Annotated in this window: 20 protein-coding genes; 15 read left to right on the top strand and 5 right to left on the bottom strand. The window is 57.7% G+C overall.

Going from position 1 to position 23191, the window contains the following annotated elements:
- Positions 1–24 precede the first annotated feature (24 nt).
- The 12 genes from GSUB_RS03460 to GSUB_RS03410 all read left to right on the top strand — a co-directional run bounded on the left by GSUB_RS03460 (position 25) and on the right by GSUB_RS03410 (position 15026).
- Entirely contained in the window at positions 25–495 is a 471-nt protein-coding gene (locus tag GSUB_RS03460; RefSeq protein ID WP_040199199.1) for a Smg family protein, read from the top strand.
- Between the two features lie 86 nt (positions 496–581).
- Positions 582–3005 carry a type I DNA topoisomerase gene (gene topA / locus GSUB_RS03455; RefSeq protein WP_040199198.1) on the top strand — a complete coding sequence of 808 codons (2424 nt, stop codon included), beginning with the start codon at positions 582–584 and terminating at the stop codon, positions 3003–3005.
- Positions 3006–3008: 3 nt separating this feature from the next.
- Positions 3009–4367, top strand: coding sequence for a methylenetetrahydrofolate--tRNA-(uracil(54)-C(5))-methyltransferase (FADH(2)-oxidizing) TrmFO (trmFO, locus tag GSUB_RS03450; protein WP_052464473.1), 1359 nt, complete (start codon positions 3009–3011; stop codon positions 4365–4367).
- A 511-nt stretch (positions 4368–4878) separates the two neighbouring features.
- Positions 4879–6939, top strand: a complete 2061-nt coding sequence (locus GSUB_RS03445) for a diguanylate cyclase (protein WP_052464471.1) — start codon at positions 4879–4881, stop codon at positions 6937–6939.
- A 118-nt stretch (positions 6940–7057) separates the two neighbouring features.
- Entirely contained in the window at positions 7058–7702 is a 645-nt protein-coding gene (locus tag GSUB_RS03440) for a Maf family protein (RefSeq protein WP_052465048.1), read from the top strand.
- Positions 7699–8400: a YggS family pyridoxal phosphate-dependent enzyme gene (locus GSUB_RS03435; protein WP_040199197.1), complete on the top strand. Its 702-nt coding sequence runs from the start codon at positions 7699–7701 to the stop codon at positions 8398–8400. The genes GSUB_RS03440 and GSUB_RS03435 overlap by 4 nt, the downstream gene beginning before the upstream one ends.
- Positions 8401–8414: 14 nt before the next feature.
- Complete coding sequence (locus GSUB_RS03430; RefSeq protein ID WP_040199196.1) at positions 8415–9797, top strand: sodium-dependent transporter; 1383 nt, start codon at positions 8415–8417, stop codon at positions 9795–9797.
- 8 nt (positions 9798–9805) lie between these two features.
- Positions 9806–10444, top strand: a complete 639-nt coding sequence (locus GSUB_RS03425) for an HAD family hydrolase (protein WP_144401936.1) — start codon at positions 9806–9808, stop codon at positions 10442–10444.
- Positions 10441–11706, top strand: a complete 1266-nt coding sequence (locus GSUB_RS03420; RefSeq protein WP_040199195.1) for a hypothetical protein — start codon at positions 10441–10443, stop codon at positions 11704–11706. Before GSUB_RS03425 ends, GSUB_RS03420 begins: the two co-directional genes overlap by 4 nt.
- Before the next feature lie 75 nt (positions 11707–11781).
- Positions 11782–11958, top strand: a complete 177-nt coding sequence (locus GSUB_RS19590) for a hypothetical protein (RefSeq protein ID WP_200890165.1) — start codon at positions 11782–11784, stop codon at positions 11956–11958.
- Positions 11955–12560, top strand: coding sequence for a trimeric intracellular cation channel family protein (locus GSUB_RS03415; RefSeq protein ID WP_040199194.1), 606 nt, complete (start codon positions 11955–11957; stop codon positions 12558–12560). Before GSUB_RS19590 ends, GSUB_RS03415 begins: the two co-directional genes overlap by 4 nt.
- A 207-nt stretch (positions 12561–12767) precedes the next feature.
- Positions 12768–15026 (top strand): GspE/PulE family protein, encoded by a 2259-nt coding sequence (locus tag GSUB_RS03410; protein WP_235269902.1) that lies wholly within the window; start codon positions 12768–12770, stop codon positions 15024–15026.
- Positions 15027–15069: 43 nt separating this feature from the next.
- On the opposite strand, the gene proC is transcribed toward GSUB_RS03410, so the two are convergent.
- Positions 15070–15879 (bottom strand): pyrroline-5-carboxylate reductase, encoded by an 810-nt coding sequence (proC, locus tag GSUB_RS03405; RefSeq protein WP_040199193.1) that lies wholly within the window; start codon positions 15877–15879, stop codon positions 15070–15072.
- A 612-nt stretch (positions 15880–16491) separates the two neighbouring features.
- Between proC and speE the strand changes: the two genes are divergently transcribed.
- Both speE and speA read left to right on the top strand, forming a co-directional pair.
- Positions 16492–17337 (top strand): polyamine aminopropyltransferase, encoded by an 846-nt coding sequence (speE, locus tag GSUB_RS03400; RefSeq protein WP_040199192.1) that lies wholly within the window; start codon positions 16492–16494, stop codon positions 17335–17337.
- Positions 17338–17541: 204 nt separating this feature from the next.
- On the top strand, positions 17542–19467 hold the full coding sequence (speA, locus tag GSUB_RS03395; RefSeq protein ID WP_040199191.1) for a biosynthetic arginine decarboxylase: 1926 nt from the start codon (positions 17542–17544) through the stop codon (positions 19465–19467).
- Between the two features lie 11 nt (positions 19468–19478).
- Here the strand turns inward: speA and GSUB_RS03390 are convergent, their stop codons facing one another.
- Positions 19479–20291, bottom strand: a complete 813-nt coding sequence (locus tag GSUB_RS03390) for a hypothetical protein (RefSeq protein WP_158414035.1) — start codon at positions 20289–20291, stop codon at positions 19479–19481.
- 258 nt (positions 20292–20549) lie between these two features.
- Between GSUB_RS03390 and GSUB_RS19345 the strand changes: the two genes are divergently transcribed.
- A complete protein-coding gene (locus tag GSUB_RS19345; protein WP_052464465.1) occupies positions 20550–20801 on the top strand; it encodes an AbrB/MazE/SpoVT family DNA-binding domain-containing protein in 252 nt (83 codons plus the stop codon).
- 187 nt (positions 20802–20988) lie between these two features.
- On the opposite strand, the gene GSUB_RS03380 is transcribed toward GSUB_RS19345, so the two are convergent.
- From GSUB_RS03380 to mntA, 3 genes are all read right to left on the bottom strand, one after another.
- Positions 20989–21945 (bottom strand): transposase, encoded by a 957-nt coding sequence (locus GSUB_RS03380; protein WP_040199189.1) that lies wholly within the window; start codon positions 21943–21945, stop codon positions 20989–20991.
- 181 nt (positions 21946–22126) lie between these two features.
- Entirely contained in the window at positions 22127–22522 is a 396-nt protein-coding gene (locus GSUB_RS03375; RefSeq protein WP_040199188.1) for an HI0074 family nucleotidyltransferase substrate-binding subunit, read from the bottom strand.
- A complete protein-coding gene (gene mntA, locus GSUB_RS03370) occupies positions 22482–22814 on the bottom strand; it encodes a type VII toxin-antitoxin system MntA family adenylyltransferase antitoxin (RefSeq protein ID WP_084212184.1) in 333 nt (110 codons plus the stop codon). The genes GSUB_RS03375 and mntA overlap by 41 nt, the downstream gene beginning before the upstream one ends.
- Positions 22815–23191 lie beyond the last annotated feature (377 nt).

The following is a 23191-nucleotide window of genomic DNA, read 5'->3' as shown; positions in this document are numbered from 1 at the left end:
AACGCCTCATCCGAAGGAGGTCTTTTGAGAGACAGGGTTTTAGCCATCGTCAATCTCATCACCCAGTATATTCTGGAAGACCAGGGGCTGGTCGCCAACGAGCAGGAAATGGTCCAGGAACTGCTCGAATTCGGCTTTGAAGCGGATGAGATCGATGCCGCCTTCACCTGGATGGAAACTCAGACACTCCACGAAGAGCATGCTCTTTCAGACCGGCTCGATATCCCGGCACAGCGCATCTTCACCGCACAGGAAAATCTCGCTCTGACCCGCGAGGCCCGGGGTTTTCTGATCAAACTGCGCTCTCTCGGCATATTGGACCAGGACACTCAGGAAGAGATTATCGAACGCGCGGTAGATTCCGCCAACGAACCGATGGGACTGCAGGACATCAAGCAACTTGCCGTTCTATCTCTTTTTTCGCGCGCCCAGCACCAATGGCGCAAAGAGGTCGACTGCATTCTCGACGACGACTGGTCGGCTCTTTTTCACTGACATCGCAGCGGGCCGCGGGGAAATCCGCGGCCTTTTTCATTTCTGCCCCGCATACTTGAAACGGTTCCGGAGGCAGCGAGGTTCCCATGGCACAACATCTGGTTATTGTCGAATCTCCCGCCAAATCGAAAACCATCGAAAAATTTCTGGGGCCCGGGTACAAGGTGCTCGCCTCCTACGGTCACGTGCGCGCTTTGCCGAGCAAGCAGGGAATGGTCGATGTCGAGCATGACTTCGAACCGCAGTACCAGGTTCTGCCCGAGAGCCGCAAACACATCCAGGCGCTGAAAAAAGAAGTCGAAAAGTGTGACGAACTGATTCTCGCCACTGACCCCGACCGTGAGGGGGAAGCCATCGCCTGGCATCTGCTCAACGCCCTGGGCATTGACGAGAATGCGGATCACCCCAGAGTCAAACGTGTGGTGTTCCATGAGATTACCCGCGACGCGGTCAAAAAGGCCCTTGAATCGCCGCGCAAGGTTGCCGGCGAGTTGGTGGACGCGCAGCAGGCCCGTGCCGTGCTCGACTACCTGGTCGGCTTCAACCTGAGCCCTTTCCTGTGGAAAAAAATACGCTATGGGCTCTCAGCCGGGCGGGTGCAGTCCGTCGCACTGCGGCTGATCTGTGAGCGGGAGAAGGAGATCAATGCCTTCGAATCCCGTGAATACTGGACGATCGACGCCCTGCTGGCTCAACTGAAAACAGCAGACAAATCACTCTCGTTCAAAGCCCGTCTGCACGCCCTCGACGGCAAGCGGCTCGACAAGTTCGCCATCACTTCGCAGCAGCAGGCCGCCGATCTTGAAAAACAGATCGCCGAATGTGCCTTCGAAGTGGGCAAGGTGACTCAGAGCGAGAAAAAACGCAATCCTGCCCCGCCTTTCACCACCAGCACCCTGCAGCAGGAGGCAAGCCGCAAGCTCGGCTACTCGGCCCGCAAGACCATGAGCAACGCCCAGAAACTCTATGAGGGGGTGGATATCGGCTCCGGGGCGGTCGGTCTGATTACCTACATGAGAACAGACTCGGTGGCCCTGTCGCAGGAAGCCACCAACCAGGCGCGCGAAGTCATCACCGGGCAATATGGGAAGGAATACGCGCTGGATAAGCCGCGGGCGTTCCGCAACAAGGCCAAAAATGCCCAGGAAGCCCATGAGGCGATCCGCCCGACCGACCTCTCCAATACGCCGGAGAAGGTCAAGCCGTTCCTGTCCTCCGACCAATACCGTCTCTACCGCCTGATCTGGATGCGCACCATCGCTTCGCAGATGGCCGCGGCGATTCTGGACGCCACCACCGTCGATATCAACGCCGGTGAACGCTTCATGTTCCGGGCATCAGGGCAGGTGATTCGCTTCCCCGGCTTCATGAAGGTCTATATTGAAGGCACCGACGAGGCCGAGGAGGAAGCACAGGGAACGCTGCCCGCGCTGACCGAAGGAGACAAGCTCGATCGCAGAGAACTGCTGCCGGAGCAGCATTTCACCCAGCCGCCGCCCCGCTATACCGAGGCGAGCCTGGTCAAGACACTGGAAGAGTACGGCATCGGCCGCCCCTCCACCTACGCAGGGATCATGAATACACTGGTCGCGCGCAAGTACGCGCGCCTGGAAAAACGCACCTTCTACCCGGAGGATGTGGGAATGGTGGTCAACGATCTGCTGACCCGCCATTTCACCCGGTATGTCGATTACGACTTTACCGCCCAGCTGGAGGAAGAACTTGACGCCATCTCGCGCGGTGAGCAGAAATGGCGTCCGGCCATCCGCGAATTCTGGGAGCCCTTCATCGAGCAGCTCAAGGCCAAGGAAAAAGAGGTTTCAAAGGCGGACGTTACCACCGAGAAAACCGATCGCAGCTGTCCCGAATGCGGCAAGCCGCTGGTGGTTAAATTGGGCCGCGCCGGCAAATTCCTGGCCTGCTCCGGCTTCCCCGAATGCCGCTACACCGAGCCTCTTTCCGGCGAGGAGAAAGAAGAGCCGGTGATGTCGGAGGAAAAGTGCGACAAGTGCGGTGCGCCCATGCTGATCAAGGACGGGCGCTACGGCAAATTCCTCGCCTGCTCGGCCTACCCCGACTGCAAGAACATCCAGCCCCTTGTCAAACCGAAGGCACTCGGCATTACCTGCCCCGAATGCGGCGAAGGGGAGCTGATGGAGAAAAAAAGCCGCTACGGCAAAATTTTCTACTCCTGCAACCGCTACCCCAAATGCAAATACGCCCTGTGGGACCAGCCCCTGAAGCAGCCCTGCCCCAAATGTGGCTTTCCCGTCACCGTCGAGAAGACCACCAAGCGCGAGGGCACCGTCCACAAATGCCCTCAGGAGAGTTGCGACTGGAAAAAAGTCATCACACCGCCGGAGCCCAAGCCTGCGGCTAAATCGAAAACGGCCGGCCCATCGAAAACCGCGGTCCAATCAAAGACCGCGGCAAAGTCGAAAACGGCTGCGGGCGCCAAGAAGAGCACAACAGCCCGTAAAAGTACGGCATCCAAGCAGCCGAAGAAATAGTCGATGGAAACCAGTCGCTCCACCGTAGAGGTTGCACAACGTCCGCTTGTGACCATTATCGGCGCCGGCCTCGCCGGCTGTGAAGCCGCCTGGCAGCTGGCTCAATCCGGCCACGCGGTTCGCCTGTACGAAATGAAGCCGCAGCAGTTCTCCCCCGCCCACCACAGCCCCTTGCTGGGGGAACTGGTGTGCTCCAACTCCCTGCGCGGAGCGGCATTGACCAACGCCGTCGGTCTTCTCAAGGAGGAGTTGCGCGCCTGCAAAAGTCTGTTCATGGCCGCGGCCGACACCGCCGCCGTCCCGGCCGGCGGCGCCCTGGCTGTTGATCGGGATGCCTTTGCCCAATATCTGACCGACAAGATCAGCAGTCACCCGGCGATCGAGCTGGTACGCGAAAAGGTCGACCGCATCCCCGAAGAAGGTTGGGTGATTATCGCTGCCGGCCCGTTGGCTTCCGCCGAAATCTCGGAAGAAATCCGCCGCCTCACCGGCGATGAACATCTCTATTTCTATGATGCCATCGCGCCGATCATCGAAGCCGACTCCATCGATTTCTCCAAGGCGTGGCGCGCCTCGCGCTACGGCAAGGGGGGCGACGATTACATCAACTGCCCCATGAACCGCGAGCAGTACCTGCAGTTCATCCGCGACCTGCTTGCCGCCGAAAAAGTACAGCCGCGCGCATTCGAACAGCTGCGTCACTTCGAAGGCTGCATGCCCATCGAAGAAATGGCCGAGCGCGGCGAGATGACGCTGGCTTTCGGCCCGATGAAGCCGGTCGGGCTGCCGGATCCGCGCACCGGCAGGGAGCCTTTTGCCGTCCTGCAGCTGCGCCAGGACAACCGCCACGCCTCCCTGTACAACATGGTCGGCTTCCAGACCAAACTCAAACATCCCGAGCAGAAACGCATCTTCCGTACCATTCCCGGTCTGGAACAGGCACGTTTCGCCCGCTTGGGCTCCATGCACCGCAACACCTTCGTCAACGCGCCGCGCTGCCTTGAGCGCACCCTGCAGGTTAAAGGGCATCCGCGCCTTTTTCTGGCCGGCCAGATCACCGGCGTCGAAGGCTATGTGGAATCGGCCGCCTGCGGCTTTCTTGCCGGACTCTTCGCCGCCGCGCGAATCGCAGAAACCGAACCGCTTCTTCCTCCGCCCACCACGGCCCTCGGTGCGTTGCTGGCACACCTGCACGAGTCCGACCCCGAGGGGTTTCAACCCATGAACGTCAACTACGGACTCTTCCCTTCCATGAAACCGCGTCCGCGCAAGCGCAGCGAAAGACGCCTGGCCCTGGCACAGCGCGCGCTTGATGACCTCGACTCCTGGCGGCAGCGCCTGAATATTGCGACTGAATTCTGACGCTTAGCCTACCCTCCTCCGGCAAAACGCCGCCTTCGTCTGCCTATTGCGCCATATGCACCAACCCCGACAGGGAATTCCTGCGGACATCTCTAAAATTTAACGGATAAATTACGGGCAAGATTAATGAACTTTCCCGACCCCATCTCTGATTACATTGTTTTCCCCGCTGAACAATTCAGCCGTCCCAACTGTTGCAGTGCGCGATTTTGGCACAAACCCTAATAAAGGCTTTATAAACAAGCAATTTTATGTTGTTATACATTTTTTCCAATGATATGAATGATACTTCTTATGGACTTTTCTTTTCATTTACTGGCGATCATCTTTAAGGCAACTGGCGCATATTGATCGGGCAGACTCATCCTGACAGTTATTTCCCGGCATTTTCCAAAGGTCGTCTAGCGGCGCCCGATGCGTACATTTCCCGCACCAACCAAAATTCGGCTCGCCTTTTGCTTGGCTTTGCTTGAAGAGTTTCCGTCAAGGAACGTTTGAACTGGGTGGATTGATGAGCGGCAGCAGTGATCGTTTCAAAAACCTGACAACGCTGAACGCCGGGGATATTCTCGATTCCCTGCGGTCGTCTCCGCTGCTGGCCCCCTATTCTCTCGCCCTGTTCTGCGAAAACCAGGGAGTCGTCGGCACAGGGCACGGCCAGTTGACATCCCTGTGCTGTCCTCCCGAGAAAGGGGGGCTGTGCGACCCGAGCTGCCGATCCGACCACGAAAAGGCCCTGCACCAGGCGATCAGCACCAACAAACCGGTTGTTTTTCGGTGCAGAACCGGACTTCTCAATTTCTTTGTTCCGTTCAAAATCCCCCAGACGGCACACTGCTGTCTGATGGGCGGCGGGGTCCGCACTGAAGAAATCGACCTCGAAACGGTCGAAGAAATCGCACGTAAAAGCCACCGCAGCGGCATCAGCCTGCTCGAAGAACTGGAAAAGCTGCCGACCTGCACCGAAGAGCAACTGGAAGAGGTGGCCCGCAAGACCTCTGAAATCATTCCCGACCTTCACAACGAAAATCTCTACGCGGTCGCTTTCGAAAAGACCATGATGCGTCTCGGTTCCATAATCGGCGTGTCCTCCGAACTTGACCGTGCAAGCTCGATTGAGCAGGTTCTCAACCTGGTTGGGGAAACCCTGATGATTCTCTTCGACCTGGCCCAGACCGCCGTTATCCTCCACGGAAAAGATCCGAGCCAGTCCGCCGTACTGCATGGGCTCGGCTCCTGGCTCACCCAACCGGTTCAGCTTAACGAGGAACAGGCGTCTGTTTTCGCACAAACGAAAGAAAGCCACCCCTTCACCCTGGAGGAGGAAGAGGTCCTCCAAACTCTTCCCGAGGTGACCTGCGACCAGGCCCTGTGCCTGCCGCTGAAATCGGAAGGGACCTCCTACGGCACCCTCGTGCTGTTCAACACGGATCTTCATCCACGTGAAAAGCTGCTGCTCGAACTGCTGGCCGGGCGCATGGCGGCGCGACTGCATACTCTCACCCGGGAACAGGAATTCAACCTGAAGAACGACACCTCGGAACGCATCATCGAGATGATCAGCAACCTGTCACTTCTCGACAGCCGGGAAGCTTTGTTCCAACGGATTCTCGAAATGTCGTCGGATCTGCTGCATGCCTCCAAGGGCTCGCTCATGGTGCTGGACGACGATGAGACTGTTCTGCGAATCGAGGCCAGCCTCGGCATGAACCCTGAACTGGCCCGCGGGATGCGGGTCCGTGTGGGCAGCGGCATTTCCGGACGGGTGGCAGCCAACAGCAAACCCCTGCTGGTCAACGATATCGAGAAAGACGAGCGAGTCCGCACCGCCAACCGGCCGAGATTCAAGACCAAATCCTTCATCAGCGTTCCCTTGATGGCCAAGGGCGAAGTCATTGCGGTTCTCAACCTCTCCGACAAGCGCGATCAGGCGACCTTCGATGAACAGGACCTGCGCCTGCTGACCACTTTTTCTCCTCATTTTTCGACCCTGATCGAACGCACGGAAACCCTGGAACGCGCCAGCGCACTGGAGGAGTTGTCCATTACCGACCCACTGACCCGCCTGTACAACCGCCGCTTCCTTGAACAGCGCATGGAAGAAGAGATCAGCCGCTGCCTGCGCCAGGATCTGGCCCTGACCCTGATTCTGCTCGATCTCGACAATTTCAAGAATTACAACGACCTGTGCGGACATATCGCCGGTGACAAGGCCCTGCAGCGCACCGCCCGTATCCTGCGCAAATCAGCCCGTGAGATGGACATCGTGACACGCTACGGCGGCGAGGAATTCTGCATCCTGCTGCCGGGCACCTCCAAAAAAGAAGCGATCCTGGTCGCGGAGCGCATCCGCCATGCCGTTGAAAAAGAAAGTTTCCCCCGCGAAAAATCCCTGCCCCTGGGGAGACTGACCTGCAGCCTCGGCGTGGCGTCCTACCCCGCCGATGGCAACACCGCCCAATCCCTGATCAACGCGGCCGACATCGCCCTGTATCGTGCCAAATCCGAAGGACGCAACCGCACCATTCTTTTCGATCCCACCCAGAAGAACGGCCACATCTCCCTGGCCTGAGCATCCCGTCGCGAAGCATTTTTTCTTTTTTTTACTTTCTGTTATCATCCTGTGCCATGCCCAACGCCACCTCACAACCGAAGGTTTTTCAGCGATTATGAAATCCGTATCTTCCCCGATGTTTTACACCTCCGAGGAGGGACTTGTGCTGGCATCGGCGTCTCCCCGCCGCCGTGAACTGCTGGAAAGCCTCGGAATTCAATTGCAGATCATCCCCAGTTGCGTGGATGAGGGTCCGCTTGAGGATGAAGAACCGGCCGAGCATGTCATGCGTCTCAGCCGCGAAAAGGCGCAGGAGGTCGCAAACCGCGCCGACGTCAAAGGACGCTGGTTTCTCGGCAGCGACACCATCGTCGTGCAGGACGGTCATCTGCTCGGCAAACCCTGCGATACCCGTCAGGCAGGCGAGATGCTCAGAATGCTCTCGGGACGCGAGCATCAGGTTTATTCCGGCTATGCAATCCACGACCGGAAAAAGGATCAAAGCACCACCGGTTCGGTCTGCACGCAGGTGCGTTTGCGGCAGTTGACAGGCGCGGAGATCGCGGGGTACATTGCCAGCGGTGAACCCCTCGACAAAGCGGGAGCCTACGCCATTCAAGGGCTGGCCTCCTATATGGTCAGCGATATTTCGGGCAGCTACACCAATGTGGTCGGCCTTCCCCTGGCCGAGGTCGTCGATGTTCTTCTGAACCTCGGCGCCATCACCCTGCCGCCGCAGCACTCCGCCCGAGAAAACCAGGTATCGGATTTGTCGCCATGAGCATTCAGGATATTCAGGAAAATCTGCGCATGATCAGGGAGCGCATCGACCAGGCCTGTCATGACTGTGGTCGAGACCCGCATGGCGTGCGCCTGGTGGCCGTCTCGAAAACCAAGCCGGCCGCGGACGTTCTGGCGGCCTTTGCCGCGGGACAGAAGCTGTTCGGCGAAAGCTACGTCCAGGAATTCACGGACAAAGCCGAGCAGGTCGAAGCCCCCGTCGAGTGGCATTTCATCGGGCACCTGCAGAGCAACAAGGCCAAATATCTGCGCGGCCGCGTCCGCATGATCCACAGCGTCGACCGTCTCTCGCTGGCACGGGAGATCAATCGTCAATGGGAGCGCATCGATGAGCGCCTCGAGGTTCTGGTTCAGGTCAACCTGGCCGGAGAACAAAGCAAATCGGGGGTTGCCCCCCAGGAAGCTCCGGCACTGGTCCGCAAGCTGTCCGAATTGCCGCACCTGCGCGTAAGGGGACTGATGACCCTGCCTCCTTTTTTCGAAGATCCCCAGGCCGTCCGCCCCTATTTCCGCCAATTGCGAGAACTCTCCGAAGAGATCGCGGGGCTCGATCTTCCCGGGGTCGGCATGGATGAATTATCCATGGGCATGAGCCATGATTTCCCTGCCGCCATTGCGGAAGGCGCGACCCTGGTGCGGGTCGGAACCGCCATCTTCGGCGCCCGCGAAACACCCTGAACGGGATTTGACCTATGAACAATTCCACGGGCCGCGCCCTCTGGGCCAGCCGCCTCGGCTTTATCCTGGCCGCGGCGGGCAGCGCGGTGGGCTTGGGCAATATCTGGAAATTTCCTTACATCGCCGGTGAAAACGGCGGCGGCGCGTTCGTGCTGGTTTACCTCGTGTGCATCGCACTGGTCGGCCTGCCGATCATGATGGCCGAGTTCATGATCGGCCGTCACACGCGCCGCGACGCGGTAGGTGCTTTCATCGCCCTGGAGCATCGCCGCTCGTTCTGGGTGGTCGCCGGATGGACCAGCATCACGGCGGCATTCATCATCCTTTCCTATTATTCGGTGGTCGCGGGCTGGACCCTTGATTATGTCTATCGCGCCCTGACCAGCAGTTTCAGCGGTCTGCCCGCCGCGCAGATCGAAGGGATGTTCGACGGGCTGATTGCCGACGGCCCCCGCCAGATTCTGTGGCACCTGCTCTTCATTACCCTCTGCCTGGGGATCGTCATCGGCGGTGTGCAGCGGGGGATCGAGCGCTGGGCCAAGATCCTGATGCCTGTTCTGCTGGCGCTGCTTGCGCTGCTGTTCGTCAACGGCATGCTGAGCAATGGGGCATGGGAAGGGATCAACTTCATGTTCCGCCCCGATTTTCACAAACTCACCCCCGGTGCGGTGCTTGAAGCGATGGGTCATGCTTTTTTCACCCTCTCGCTGGGCATGGCGGCCATGATCACCTACGGTTCTTACCTCAACCGCAACGAAGACCTGCTCGGATCAAGCCTGCGCATCGTCCTCCTTGACACCGTGATTGCGCTGATGGCGGGGTTGGCCATCTTCCCCATCGTTTTCTCCGTCGGCATGGAGCCGGCGGCCGGACCCGGGCTTATTTTCAAAACCATCCCCGTCGTCTTTTCCCAAATTACCGGCGGTGCGTTTCTGGCCATCCTGTTTTTTCTGCTTCTGGCGTTTGCCGCTCTGACCAGCGCCATTTCTCTGCTGGAGGCGCAGGTCTCCTACCTGATTGATGAACGGGGATGGGGGCGCAAGCGCGCCACCACATTCCTGGCAGGATTGGCCTTTGTGGTCGGCCTGCCCACCGCCCTCTCCTTCAATTCCCTGTCCGAGTGGACGCTCATCGGTGATCTGACCTTCTTTGATTCCGCCGACCTGCTGACATCCAACTACCTGTTGCCCATCAGCGGTTTGCTGACAGCCATTTACGTAGGATGGTTCTGGAGCGGTACCGAGGAGAAGCAGGAGTTGATCGCCGGTGGCGCAGGCTGGGTCTACCCGTTATGGCATTTTCTGATCCGCTACGTCTCCCCCGTCGCGGTGGCTATCGTGTTGTTCTTCAAGATCAGAGAAACAGGTCTGTTTGCCTGGCTGACCAACCTTTTTTGACCAATCCCATGTCTCTCGATACTTTTCTTTTCGATCTGGACGGCACCTTGGTCGACTCGGTTGCCGACCTTGCGACCGCCATCAATCTGCTGCGGGCTGAATTGAGCCTGGAGCCGATCGCGCAGGAAAGGGTTCGCGGATACGTCGGTGACGGTGCCCGCATGCTGGTTCGACGCGCTTTGCCCGCAGACCTGTACCGGGATGCGCACCTGGAGCGCTTCCTTATTCTCTATCGCGCCCACCTGCTGGATCAGACACGGCCCTATCCCGGCATTCCGGACTTCCTTGATTCACGCGAGCCGGCCCGCATGGCGGTCGTCACCAACAAACCCTATCTGCTGACCATGGACCTGCTCAACGGTCTGAATCTCACTTCATATTTCGGCGCCATTATCGGAGGGGACAGCTGCCGGACCAAAAAACCGGATCCCCTACCGGTTCAAACCGCATTGCGCCAACTGAATGCCTCTCCACGACGGGCCGTGATGATCGGCGATCATCATACGGATCTGCACGCCGGGCAGGCTGCAGGCCTCGCCACCTGCTTCTGCACCTGGGGGATGGGCAATGACGGCGGGGTCCCGAGCACTTTCCGTGCTTATTCACCGACCGACCTCGCCCGCATCTTCTCCGGGGTCGCATCGTGAGCAATCCGCCCCTGACTTTAAAAGCCATCTCCCTGTTCTTCTTCCCGCTCATGCTCAACGTTCAGTTCATGAGCGTATCGCATTCGTTTATCAACGCGGCCCTGGCGCGCCAGCCCGACCCGGTGATCACACTGGCGGCCTTTTCAGTGGCCATGGTGCTGCACATGTTTGTCGCCGCACCCTCCTACCAGAACCAGGCGATCACCATTGCCATGGTGCGCGGTCGCCGCTCACTCATTGGCACTGCGCTCTTTGTCCTGACGATCGCCGTGTATGTCGCCCTGTTTCTCGGCCTGCTGGCCTGGTCGCCGCTGGGGGATCTGGTCCTGACCCAGGTTCTCGGTGTCGGCCCGCAGATTGCCACCGAGGCAAAAGCCGTACTCGGCATCCTGGTCCCGCTGCCTTTTCTTACCGGTGCACGGGGAATGCTGCAGGGGATGGTTATGCAGGCGCGCCGCACTGCCCCGGTCTCCATCGCCACCGCGGTGCGCATCGGCATCCTGCTGGCGTTGCTGGCGTTGCTTTCGGGTTGGCTGTCCGGCGCAAGGCTGGCGGCAGCGGCCCTGCTTGGCTGCATCCTGGTGGAAACCCTTTTTGTCGGCTGGTTTGCCCTGCGGTACCGGGTGCGTCACCACGATGAAGAAGAACACAGCGTGGGAGAGATTTTCCGCTTCGCCCTGCCGCTGGCCTTCTCTTCGAGCATGCAGCACATGGTGCCGCTTCAGATCAACGCCATCATCAGCCGCCTTCCGGATGGTGAACTGGCCCTTGCGGCATTCGGCATCATCCGCGGTTTTCTTTTTCTGCTGGCCGGCCCGTTGCGCAACCTGATGCAGTCCTATCAGACCCTGGTTCGCCAGCCGGAAGACTACCCTGTGCTGGTGACTTTTCACCGCCGCGTTTCCGGGACCCTGGCGGCACTTATTCTGCTGACGGCCTATCCGCTCAACGCTTTCATCCTCGGCACGCTGATGGGTCTGGACGAAACAATGCGCCACTATATCGCTCTGCCCCTGGCGTTCTGCGCTCTGTTTCCGGTCATGCACGGCGGGGCCAACCTGTTGCGCGGCATTTTCACCGAAAGGCATCAAACCGGCACCATCGGCCGCGTCATGGTCTACAAGGTCATTTACATGCTGATCTGCTGGGCTATCGTGCCGATAACCGCCTCGCCCGTTCCCGGCGTGGCCGTTGCCGTCTTTCTGATCGTATCCGCCGAATTGCTTGAACTTGTCTACATGCGGCGGCGGTTGGCGGCCTGACGCAAATCCATTGCCGTTCCGTCTTTCCAACGATAAGATGCTTGAACATCCTGAGGGGTGAGGGAGAGGAAAACCATGGATAAAAAGCATCCCTGTCCGGATTGCAGAATGTGCCAGTGGTGCTCGGACGACAGATGCCGTCTGTGCCTGCGCCCGGAGAAAAAATGTCGTAAAAAACTGTCCATGGCCGAGCAGATCGCCCTTTTCGAGAAGCTTAACCACCAGAAAAACCCGGAGGATAGCAAACCGTGACGCTGCTTTATCTCCTCGACCTGATCGGTACCGCCGCCTTTGCGGCCTCCGGTGCATGGGCCGGCATCCGCCGCGACATGGATCTGCTCGGCGTGCTCGTACTGGGGCTGGTCACCGCAACCGGAGGCGGCACCCTGCGCGACATTCTGCTGGGGGATCTGCCGCCGTTCAGCCTGCAGGACGAAACCTACCTCTACCTGTCCCTTGTTGTCTCTCTGCTGATCTTCTTTTTTCACCGACGCCTGGATTTTCTCAACCACCCCCTGCTTTATTTCGATGCGGTGGGGTTGGGCACCTTTGTCGTGATCGGCACCGGCAAGGCTCTTGATTTTCAGATCGGCTTTGTCGGCGCGATCATGATGGGCGTTATGACAGCCACCGCCGGCGGCGTGCTGCGCGATGTCCTCTCCAACCAGGTTCCCCTGATTCTGCGCAAAGAAGTCTACGCATCCGCCTGCATCGCCGGAGCCGCCCTGCTGACCGCACTGCACCACCTCAATACGCCGAGTCCCGTGGCGGCCCTCGCAGCAGCCCTCACAGTCATTGCGATCCGCCTGGCCGCCATTCACTTCAACTGGTCACTTCCCCGCGCCGGACAATAACCTGAGTCCGTGGATTCATTATAGATGGCTTTGGGCTTTGGGCTTTGGGCTTTGGGCTTTGGGCTTTGGGCTTTGGGCTTTGGGCTTTGGGCCTCAAATTGGTTCATCTCTTGCAAAATCCCTGATAGCAATTTACTTTCCCCGTAAAACAGAACTGATAGTCATGTTTTCGCCATTTCTGTCAAAGTCCCGGCACGAGGTGACCCCTTGGAACAAACTCTTATTCTGACTTTCATGGATGGCGGCGAAACCGAGGCCAGGCTGGCCCGCCCCTTTCAGCCCCGTGAGAATGAAATCGAGGTCATTCTTGAAGCGCAGGATCTGCGCATGGCGTATCCGCTCTATGACCTGAGCTGCATCAAGTTTCACGGCAAATCACCCGCCGGCGTCGATGGCGACAGCCGCTGGGAAGAGATCGAGCTGATCAGCGGCGAAAAGTTTCATGTGCAGATCATGGGCCGGTCCAAATACCCCCTGGGTTTTTACGGCCTGCCTGCCAGTGTCGAAAGCCCCTACAAGAGCATCTTTTTCACATTCCACGGCATCAAAAAAAGCCGGGGAGAAAAACCGCTGGGACGGATTCTTGAGGACTCCGGCGCAGTCAGGCCACCCGACATGGAGCGGGCCCTGGCTGAGCAGAAAAAGCTGCGCAAACGCCGTGTCGGAGACATCCTGGCAGAAGAAAATCAGCTCGATCACCAGCAAATCGACCAGGAAATCACCCGCGCCCACAGCCAGGGCAAGATCCCCAAAAATGTGCGTGTGGGCGATATTCTGGTTGCCGCCGGGCTGGTCACACGTGAACAGGTGGAACATGCCCTGAAAACCCAGGAAAAGGGCAAGAAGAAAAAGATCGGCACGCTGCTCATCGAGATGGGATTGATCACCGAAGATCAGCTTCTTTCTGCGCTGGCGACCAAATTCGGGCTGCGACTGGTCAACCTGGAAGAGACTGAGCCCTCCCAGGATGCGCTGGCGGCCCTGCCGCGCGAAGTGGCAACGCGCATGCAGGTAGTGCCGGTTGAGATCCATGGACGCACACTGGTGGTGGCGACATCGCAGCCCACCGACCCAACCATCAGCGAAAACCTGCGCTTCAGCACGAACTATCAGATCGAACTGGTGGTGTCACGCAGCGACCAGATTCTCGAGGCGATTGAAAATCACTATGTCAGAACCGACAGCCAGGTGCGCGAGCTGATCGGTGAGCTGTCCGACAGCGCCATCATAGAGGATGAAGAGGCTGATGACTCCCAGTTTTCCGAAAGCGACTCGCAGATTATCAGCCTGGTCAACAAGATCCTCATCGATGCCTACAAAAAAGAGGTGTCGGACATTCATTTCGAACCGGGACTGGGCAAACTTCCCCTGAGCGTGCGCTACCGCATCGACGGTGTCTGCCAGGTGGTGCACAAAGTTTCCCCAGCGTACAAGCACGCCATCATCTCGCGAGTCAAAATTATGGCGCGACTGGACATTGCCGAACACCGCCGGCCGCAGAGCGGGAAGATCCTGCTGCGCTACGAAGGGAAAAAAGTCGAATTCCGTGTCGAAATCACGCCGACCGTGGGGGGAAACGAGGACGCGGTTCTGCGCATCCTCGCGGCATCCAAGCCCCTGCCGTTGCTCCAGATGGGATTCAGTGACAAAAACCGCCAGGGGTTCGAAGAAATTCTGGCCAAGCCCTACGGCATCATCCTGTGCGTCGGTCCAACCGGCTCGGGCAAGACGACCACCCTGCATTCAGCTCTGGGACATATCAACAAACCCGACCGCAAGATCTGGACGGCAGAAGACCCTGTGGAGATCACCCAACCCGGCCTGCGCCAGGTACAGGTCCATTCCAAAATCGGTTTCGGCTTTAAAGAAGCATTGCGCTCCTTTCTACGCGCCGACCCCGATGTGATCATGATCGGCGAGATGCGCGATGCCGAAACCGCCAAAACCGCCATTGAAGCGTCACTGACCGGCCACCTGGTGTTCAGCACCCTGCACACCAACAGCGCCCCGGAAACCGTGGTACGGCTGATCGAGATGGGGATGGACGCCTTCAACTTCGCCGACGCCATGCTGGGCATTCTCGCGCAACGCCTTGCCCGCCGCCTGTGCGAACAGTGTCGTGCACCCTATCAACCCAGCCGTCAAGAGTATGATGAACTGGTTCATGCCTATGGCGAGAAATGGTACGAAAAACACGGATTGCCTGTTTATGAGGACGGTCTGAAATTAATGAAGCCAGTCGGATGTCGAACATGTAACAATACCGGCTACCGCGGCCGCATCGCCATCCACGAACTACTGACAGGTTCCGAACCGCTCAAGACCGGTATCAAGAAGGGAATGATGGCCCAGGACCTGAGAAATCTCGCCATCGAAGAAGGGATGACCACCCTGAAGATGGATGGAATCCAGAAGGTGTTCGCCGGGCACACCGATCTGCAGCAGGTGCTGCGGGTGTGCATTTAGGCGGCGGATAAAGAAACTATTGCCCGCCGCCCGCTGTCCCTCGTCAGCTGTTGCCAAGTTCCCGTGACCGCTGCGTCGCCCGGTTAACCGCCTCCATCAGGGTTGCGCGGAAATTTCCTTCCTCCAGGGCCGCCACTCCGGCGATCGTCGTGCCGCCGGGACTGCACACGCGGTCGCGCAGAACAGCCGGATGCTCACCTGTCTCCAGCACCATACGGGCTGCGCCCAGCACGGTCTGAGAGGCCAACGCCAGGGCATCGTCCCGCCCAAGCCCCTGGCGCACCGCACCGTCGGCCAACGCTTCAATCAGGGTGTAGACGTAGGCAGGGCCCGAACCGGAGAGGCCCGTCACGGCATCCATCTCTTTTTCCGTAACGACCCGCGCCACACCTACGCTCTCCAGCAACTGCTGCGCCGCCGTCAGATCGCCTTCGCGCGCATGCCGGCCGCCGCACAGGCCGGCAGCGCCCTCGCCCACCAGGGCCGGGGTATTGGGCATGACCCGCACCACGCGCGGGGCTCCAGGCAGAAACGATTCCAGAGCCTGGGTGGAGACGCCGGCCAGGATGGAAATCAGCAGTTTTTTATCGCTAAAATATTCCGCGATCTCAGGCATGACACTGTTGATCATCTGCGGCTTGATGGAGAGGATCAGAACATCACATGCCTTGGCGACTTCACCGTTGTCAGCCCTGGCTGCAAATCCGTAATGCTCTTCGAGCCACTCGCGGCGTTCGGCGCGGGGCTCCGCCACCCAGATCCGCTCAGCGGAAAAAGAAGCCGCCAACATCCCCCGGATCAAAGCCTCCGCCATATTTCCACCACCGATAAAACCGATCTTCCGCTCGCGCATGGTCCTTATTCCTTTCATCTCTATATATGTGTTCGTGATTCCCGATTTACAATTTCAAAAAAGCCTCAAGCCTCAAGCCTCAAGCCTCAAGTCTCAAGTCTCAAGTCTCAAGTCTCAAGCCTCAAGTCTCAAGCCTCAAGTCTCAAGCCTCAAGCCTCAAGCCTCAAGCCTCAAGCCTCAAGCCTCAAGCCTCAAGCCTCAACTGCATTGAAACTGAGGCGAGAGAGCAAGTCAAGCGGCACGTTCACAACCAGCGCGCAAAGGAGGCGGTTTATGTTCCGATTCAGGTTGACAGCCGCCCGTCAGCGGCGTATTAAATTCGGGTTCCCCCCGGCATTCAGGCTGCGCGCGACTGCCAACCCGGCTGTGAGATTGCAAACACTTTACCGCCTTGATAAAGTTGGCGGACAAATATAAATCTGAATCCGTGAGGTGTGAGGCGTAAAGAGTGAAGAGAAAAAGCATAAAACCTGATTTTGTTTATTATTTTACGCTTACTCCTCACCCCTCACTCTTCACCCGGCGGAACCTGTGATGCCGCTTCGAATCGGCAGCCCCTGGCGACCTCACGAATCCAGGATAAATAAAACCAGCTTAGGCAAGGATTCGAACATGGATATGTGGTACACCGAAAAACACAGTGAAAACGTCGGCATCACCATGAAGGTGAGCCGCACCCTTTTTTCCGGCAAGAGCGATTTTCAGCAGCTCGACATCCTGGAGACCCTCGAATATGGTCGCATGATGCTGCTCGACGGCCTGGTGATGGTCACCGAGCGCGACGAGTTCGTTTATCACGATATGATCACCCACCCGGCCCTGTTCACGCATCCCGACCCGAAGAAGGTACTGGTGATCGGCGGCGGCGATGGCGGCACCATCCGCGAAATCATGAAGCACAAAAATGTCGAGTTGGCGGTTTTGTGCGAAATCGACGGGCTGGTCATCGACAAGTCCATTGAGCTGTTGCCGTCCATGTCATGCGAAATCGACGGCAGCAACCCCCGCGTCAAGCTTCACGTCGATGACGGCATCGCCTACATCAAGGCACACCAGGGCGAGTTCGACATCATCCTGGTCGATTCCACCGACCCCATCGGCCCGGCCGAAGGGCTGTTCGAGGAAGATTTCTACCGCACGGTGTTCGCCGCCCTCAAGGACGACGGCATCATGGTGGCGCAGAGCGAATCACCCTTCTATCACGCCGAAATCCAGAAAAACATGTATGGCAACCTGCGTTCGGTTTTTCCCATTGTCGAGATGTACCAGGCGTTTATCCCCACGTATCCCAGCGGGTTATGGAGTTTCGCCTTCGCCAGCAAGAAATACCACCCGGTCAGGGATTTCGACCGCGAGCGGGCCAGGGGGCGTGATTTCCACACCCGGTACTACAATGAAGACCTGCACCTTGGGGCGTTTATGCTGCCGACGTTTGCGCGGGAGAATATTGAAGGGTGAGAACATTGAACCACCCGTTCACTTCGCTCACTCGAGAACACTGAGAACACAGAGAAAGTTCAAAAGACAAATCACAAAAAATTCTTGTGGTTTTGTGCAGCAGGGATTAGCGACTTTGTAAAAAAAGTGCCTTTCCTCTGTGATCTCTGTGGTTCAGGGTTTTTGTTTTTTTTCGATGCTTTGCCTTCAAAGGAGACGGTCACCATGACATCCCCCCCCCAACAACACTGGACCACCGAAGATTCCGCACGTCTTTATCGCGTGCGTGACTGGGGTGCGGGGTATTTCGATGTCAGCGACAAAGGTGAGGTGACGGTCGGGGTGGAATTCGACTCGGAGCGGCAGCAGATTTCGCTGATGGATGTGGTCGCCGGAATCCGCCAGCGCGGGCTGCGCATGCCGATGCTGCTGCGCATCGAGAACCTACTCGATGCCCAGTTGGTGCGCCTCAACGAAACTTTTCGCGCCGCCATCGCGCAGCGCGGCTACCAGGGGCGTTACCAGGGGGTTTTTCCCATCAAGGTCAACCAGCAGCGCCAGGTCATTGAAGAGATCGCCCGTTTCGGTGAACGCTATGGGCATGGTCTTGAGGCGGGCAGCAAGGCTGAACTGGTGGTGGCATTATCGAACCTGCCGGCCCATGACGGCCTGATCATCTGCAACGGCTACAAGGACCGCGAGTTCATCGACCTGGGCCTGCGGGCGCGCAAACTCGGCTATCGCTGCGTGTTCGTCATCGAGACGCCCACCGAGCTGCCCATCATTCTGGAGCGCAGCCGTGAACTGGGGGTGCGCCCGATAATCGGCATGCGCGCCAAGCTGGCCACCACCGTCGGCGGACACTGGAACAAAACCAGCGGAGATCGCAGCATCTTCGGTCTCTCCACCCATCAGATGATCGATATTGTCGATGCCCTCAAGGCGCACGACATGCTTGACTGCCTGCAGCTGCTGCACTGCCACCTCGGCTCGCAGATCCCCAACATCCGCGATATCCGTTCCGCCGTCATGGAGGCCTGCCACTTCTACGTCAACCTGGTGCGCGAAGGCGCCGCCATGGGTTTTCTCGATTTCGGCGGCGGGCTGGCGGTCGACTATCTCGGGTCACGCTCCAACCATACCCAGTCCATGAACTACACCGTCGCCGAGTACTGTGCCGACATCGTTGAAGTCATCATGGAGACACTCGAGCCTCATGGCATCGCCCATCCGACCATCGTCACCGAATCGGGACGCCCGACGGTGGCCTACTATTCTCTGCTGCTGTTCAATATCTTTGATGTGACCCGGTTCGAGCCGACCCCTCTGCCCGCGGCGGACGAACTTTCCGAAGAAGAGCCGCTGATCCGCAACCTTTTCGAGACCCTGCAGCAGCTCAAAGCCGATCGCGTTCAGCAGTGCTACAACAACACCGTATTCTATCGCGACGAGCTGCGCGAACTGTTCAAGCGCGGCCGCATCAGCCTGCGCTCACGGGCTCTGGCAGAGAATCTGGTGCTTCAGATTTTCCGCCGCATCGCCGACCTGCTCGACAACCTGGGCGATGAAACGCCCCCCGAGCTACGCGATCTGCGCGAGCAGTTGGCCGACATCTATTACGGCAATCTCAGCGTGTTTCAATCCCTGCCCGACCACTGGGCCATCGACCAGGTCTTCCCGGTCATGCCCATTCACCGCCTCGATGAAAAACCGAGCCGCGACGCCATTATCGCCGACATCACCTGCGACAGCGACGGCCGCATCGACAGCTTCATCGACGCCCACGGCACCTGCAAAACCCTGCCCCTGCACCCCATCGACCCCGAAAAGGAAGACTATTTCGTCGGCGTCTTTCTGGTCGGAGCCTATCAGGAAACCCTGGGCGACCTGCACAACCTGTTCGGCGACACCGATGTCGCCAGCGTGCGGATCAACGCCGACGGCAGCTTCGATATCACCCGCGAAACCGAAGGCGACAGCATCGCCGATATCCTCAGATACGTGCAGTACAACCCCAAGGATCTGCTGGAGCGCTTCCGGGATACGGCGGAACAGGCCGTGCGCCGCGGCACCATCACCGTCGCCGAACGACGCGAGATCGTCGACTGCTTCGCAGCAGGATTGCGCGGCTACAGCTATTACGAAAGCTGATTGGCCAGACTCTACTTCATCATCTCTTCCAGCCCATCGCCCTCGCGGGGCTTGCCCCAGTCTTCAAATCCCCAGCTTTCTAGGCGCGGAACCCAGGGGGAGCGCTTTTTCGCTTCGGCCGGGTCCCATTCAGAAGTTTCAGCTTCCTGTTTCTGTGACGCCGGCGGGGGCGCTTCCTTGACCGTTTCCGTTGCCGTCTCTCGCGGCGCTTCCTGCGCGGCCTGCGGCATCTGCTTTTCGTCCGGCTTGACGTTTCCAGACATTGACTGTGACGACTGCTCCTCCGACGGCGTGGATTCCGGCACTGAGCTCTTTTCCGGAATTTCGGCCTGGGCGGGGGGATCGCTCGCCGACGGAATTTTTTCCGGGGCTGCAGCAGTCGATTTATGATCCCCCTTCGAACTGCCCCGCTCTCTTCTCACCCCTGCAAACAGCTCATGCACCCCGTCCACAGCACTTTGTGTGGATGACAGGTGATAATCCGCCAGCGCGACCGGGGTACCACTGTCTGCATCGTAAATACGCACATGCAGACTTTTAGGACGGGAGAAGACCGCGCCCACCTCGTTGATGTCGAGCGCCTCCACGACCTCCAGCTCCAGGCGGGCATCCGCCTCCGGTGCAGATGAAGACACAACCTCGTATCCCATCGCCGCAACTTCCTGCAGCGTCGGCGTCTGCAATTCCTGGTATTTTTCCCACGGCCCCTGCACCGAAATCTTCTCGACGCGCGACCAGTCGAAATCAGGTGAAGCGCCGGTATGCAAGCCACTGCATCCGGCGACAAACAACAGCATAAGCGCAAGAATCCATTTCAATCTCACATCAGGCTCCAATCTTCATCGAGTTCAACCCAGTCAACCCGGGGACGTTGTTTACTCGTCAACCAACTCCATCAGTTGCATAAAGCGACAATTGCTATTTTACGGATTCTCCCACTTCCATCAAGTTTATACTCACCAACGACACACTTGACAATCTCATCCACCGGAATCCATCTTTTTCTATACGATTGCCCTGTTTTTTTGACAGGCAGCCGAAATGCTGCAATACTGAAATTCATACATACGGAGGAACAAACCATGCGGGAAAACATTATCGTTTCAAGTCGTGGGCAAATCACCCTGCCTGCGGAAATGCGAAAAAAACTGGGGATACAGCCTGGCGGAGTCCTTATCGCGGAGGACCGGAACGGAGAGGTGGTTTTAAGGCCCGCGGCAGTGCTTGAAATCGAGATGTATTCAGATCAGGATATCGCGCAGTGGGAAAAGGATGACCAGCTTCTTGTCGCTGAGAAAGAAGCCATACTGAAAAAGCTCAAGCGCAGGCAATGATGCGATTATTCCTCGACGCCAACATCCTGTTTACCGCCGCGCACAACCCCTCCGGCAAATCAGCACTGATTATCAAGCTATCTACCGACGGGCACTGGCGCACGCTCACCTGCCGCCTAGCCGTTGAAGAGGCTCGGCGCAACACCGAGCGGGCCGATCGGGGGACGGGCCGATCGGGGGACGTTGTTTACTCGTCAACCAACTTCAACAATTGCGGACAATTTTTGACAACCAGCTCGCCTCGCGCAGCCGCGCGACTTACACCCGCTCGTTCGAGATTGACGTACCTTCCGACCACAACACCACTGTAACCAACGATACGAACAGCAAGGTAGCAGATAACGGCCCGCACCTCTGCAATTTTCGCAGTTCGCGTATTGCGAACCAGTTCTCCGGCTTCAATTTTATACTCACCACAGACACGCTTGACAATTTCATCGACCGGCACCCCCTTTTTGGATCTCCGCTCGCGCTGTTGCAGGGTCTGAAGCCTTTCGGCAAATCCTTCGTCGCCAAAGATATGGGGATCGGGAAACGGTTCTCCTTCACGAGCAGCCCCCCTCCTGGTGATTTTCTCCTGCGCATCCAAATCAAGACCATCAGCAATAAATGAGCGATACCTGATTCGTCCCTGCGCCCCATTGTTCGCAAACAACTCCAGAACCTCATTGACTGCTTGCCCAGGCAAGGCTTTCTTCCCCATGACGACCGCATGTCCGCACCAGGGATATTCATCCAACTCGTTCAATTCTTTCACCACCCCGGCACGCAGAGGGTTGAGATGGATATAGCGAACAAGTTCATGCAGATAGGTATCTTCATCACACACGATGGATCGATACCGGTTCTGGAAAAGATGTCCGCTACGGTCATAGCGACGATTGAAGTAGATGGCATAAGCGGTGAGAAGCCGGCGCATCAGGTGGGCAAGACCGGATTGCCCGGGGCGCAGTAGAAGGTGAAAGTGGTTGGACATCAACGTCCAGGCAAAGCACTGAGTCTGAGTTTCCGTGAGAAGATCGGAGAACCGCCTGAGAAATTTGCGCCGGTCGTTGTCATCAAGAAACAGGTCGCAGCGATTCACCCCGCGAGCGATGACGTGATAGGTAAGTCCAGGAATATCGAGTCGTGCTGTTCGTGGCATGCAACGTATGTAGCATGAAAAATATAGTTAAGCAACAGGTAAACAACGTCCCCATTATTGCCACCAGGAATATCGAGTCGTGCTGTTCGTGGCATGCAACGTATGTAGCATGAAAAATATAGTTAAGCAACAGGTAAACAACGTCCCCATTATTGCCACATCGGGTGAGTAAGAAGTTATCTCAGTTGATAAAACGTTTCTTCAAAAACAGGAAAGTTTTTTTAAGCACAGGAAAATTCTGCTGAATATGCGCATAAATGCGCCGGGCGGCCGCTTCATCGTAGATATGGGAGGTTTCGTTGCGATCGCGCAGCATCTGCAGCCAGCCGGCTTCGTCATCGATCCAGTGAGCGGCATAAGCTTTCTGCAACGCTTCGCGCGGCGTGTTTGCCTCAAGGCCTTCGATCGCCAGCAATCGCTTGAATGTCTTCCAATACAGCTCAATGACGAATTCAAACCGCTGGATGGTGCCGTCAATCACCAGGGAGTTGCTTTCCGGCTCCCGAAGGGCCTCCTCCAGCCGTTTCAAGGCACGCTCAAGATTTTCGAGACTCTGCGCCGCTTTCTGATCGATCATAAAGAACTTTCCCTTCCTGCCGGATTTTCGTTTTCAACTCTTCACCAGCCTCTTCATACCAGATCAGATCAATCGCGAGCAACGTCGGCGCCTCCTGCACCAGATCAACAAGCTGCACCCATTGCTGCGAGGTCGCCCCCGGCGCGAAAACAGCCAGATCGATGTCGGATCGCGGCTGTGCATCCCCACGCGCCCGCGATCCGAACAGAATGATTTTATCCACATAGGGCAACTCCGCCAAACGGCAGATCAACGAATTCAGCCTTGCAGGGATAAACGAGAAATTTTCCATCTTCAACCCGGGGACGTTGTTTACTCGTCAACCAACTCCATCAGTTGCATAAGCGACGATTGTTTTTTTTGCGCTCCAACCACTCCCTTTAAGTTTATACTCACCAAAGACACGCTTGACAATCTCATCCATCTTTTTCTATGCGATTGCCCTGTTTTTTGATAGGCAACCGCCAACCGGGCAACTCACTTCCTCACCGGCGACACCAGGCATTTCGGGGCGCACATGAACAAACCCGAAAAGACCCAGGGTGTCATTGTGCAAACGGTTGCGGATTTTTTGCGGCAGTTTTGATGCCACCGAGGGCGGCACGCAAACCCGGGACCCTTCTACGTCCCCGAGAAGCTTCCTTGACAAAGCTCTTTTAAGTAACCTAA

It is taken from the genome of Geoalkalibacter subterraneus (assembly GCF_000827125.1).
Lineage (GTDB): Bacteria > Desulfobacterota > Desulfuromonadia > Desulfuromonadales > Geoalkalibacteraceae > Geoalkalibacter_A > Geoalkalibacter_A subterraneus.
Note: the sequence above shows the minus strand (reverse complement) of the source record. Positions and strands in the feature narration are given on the sequence as shown.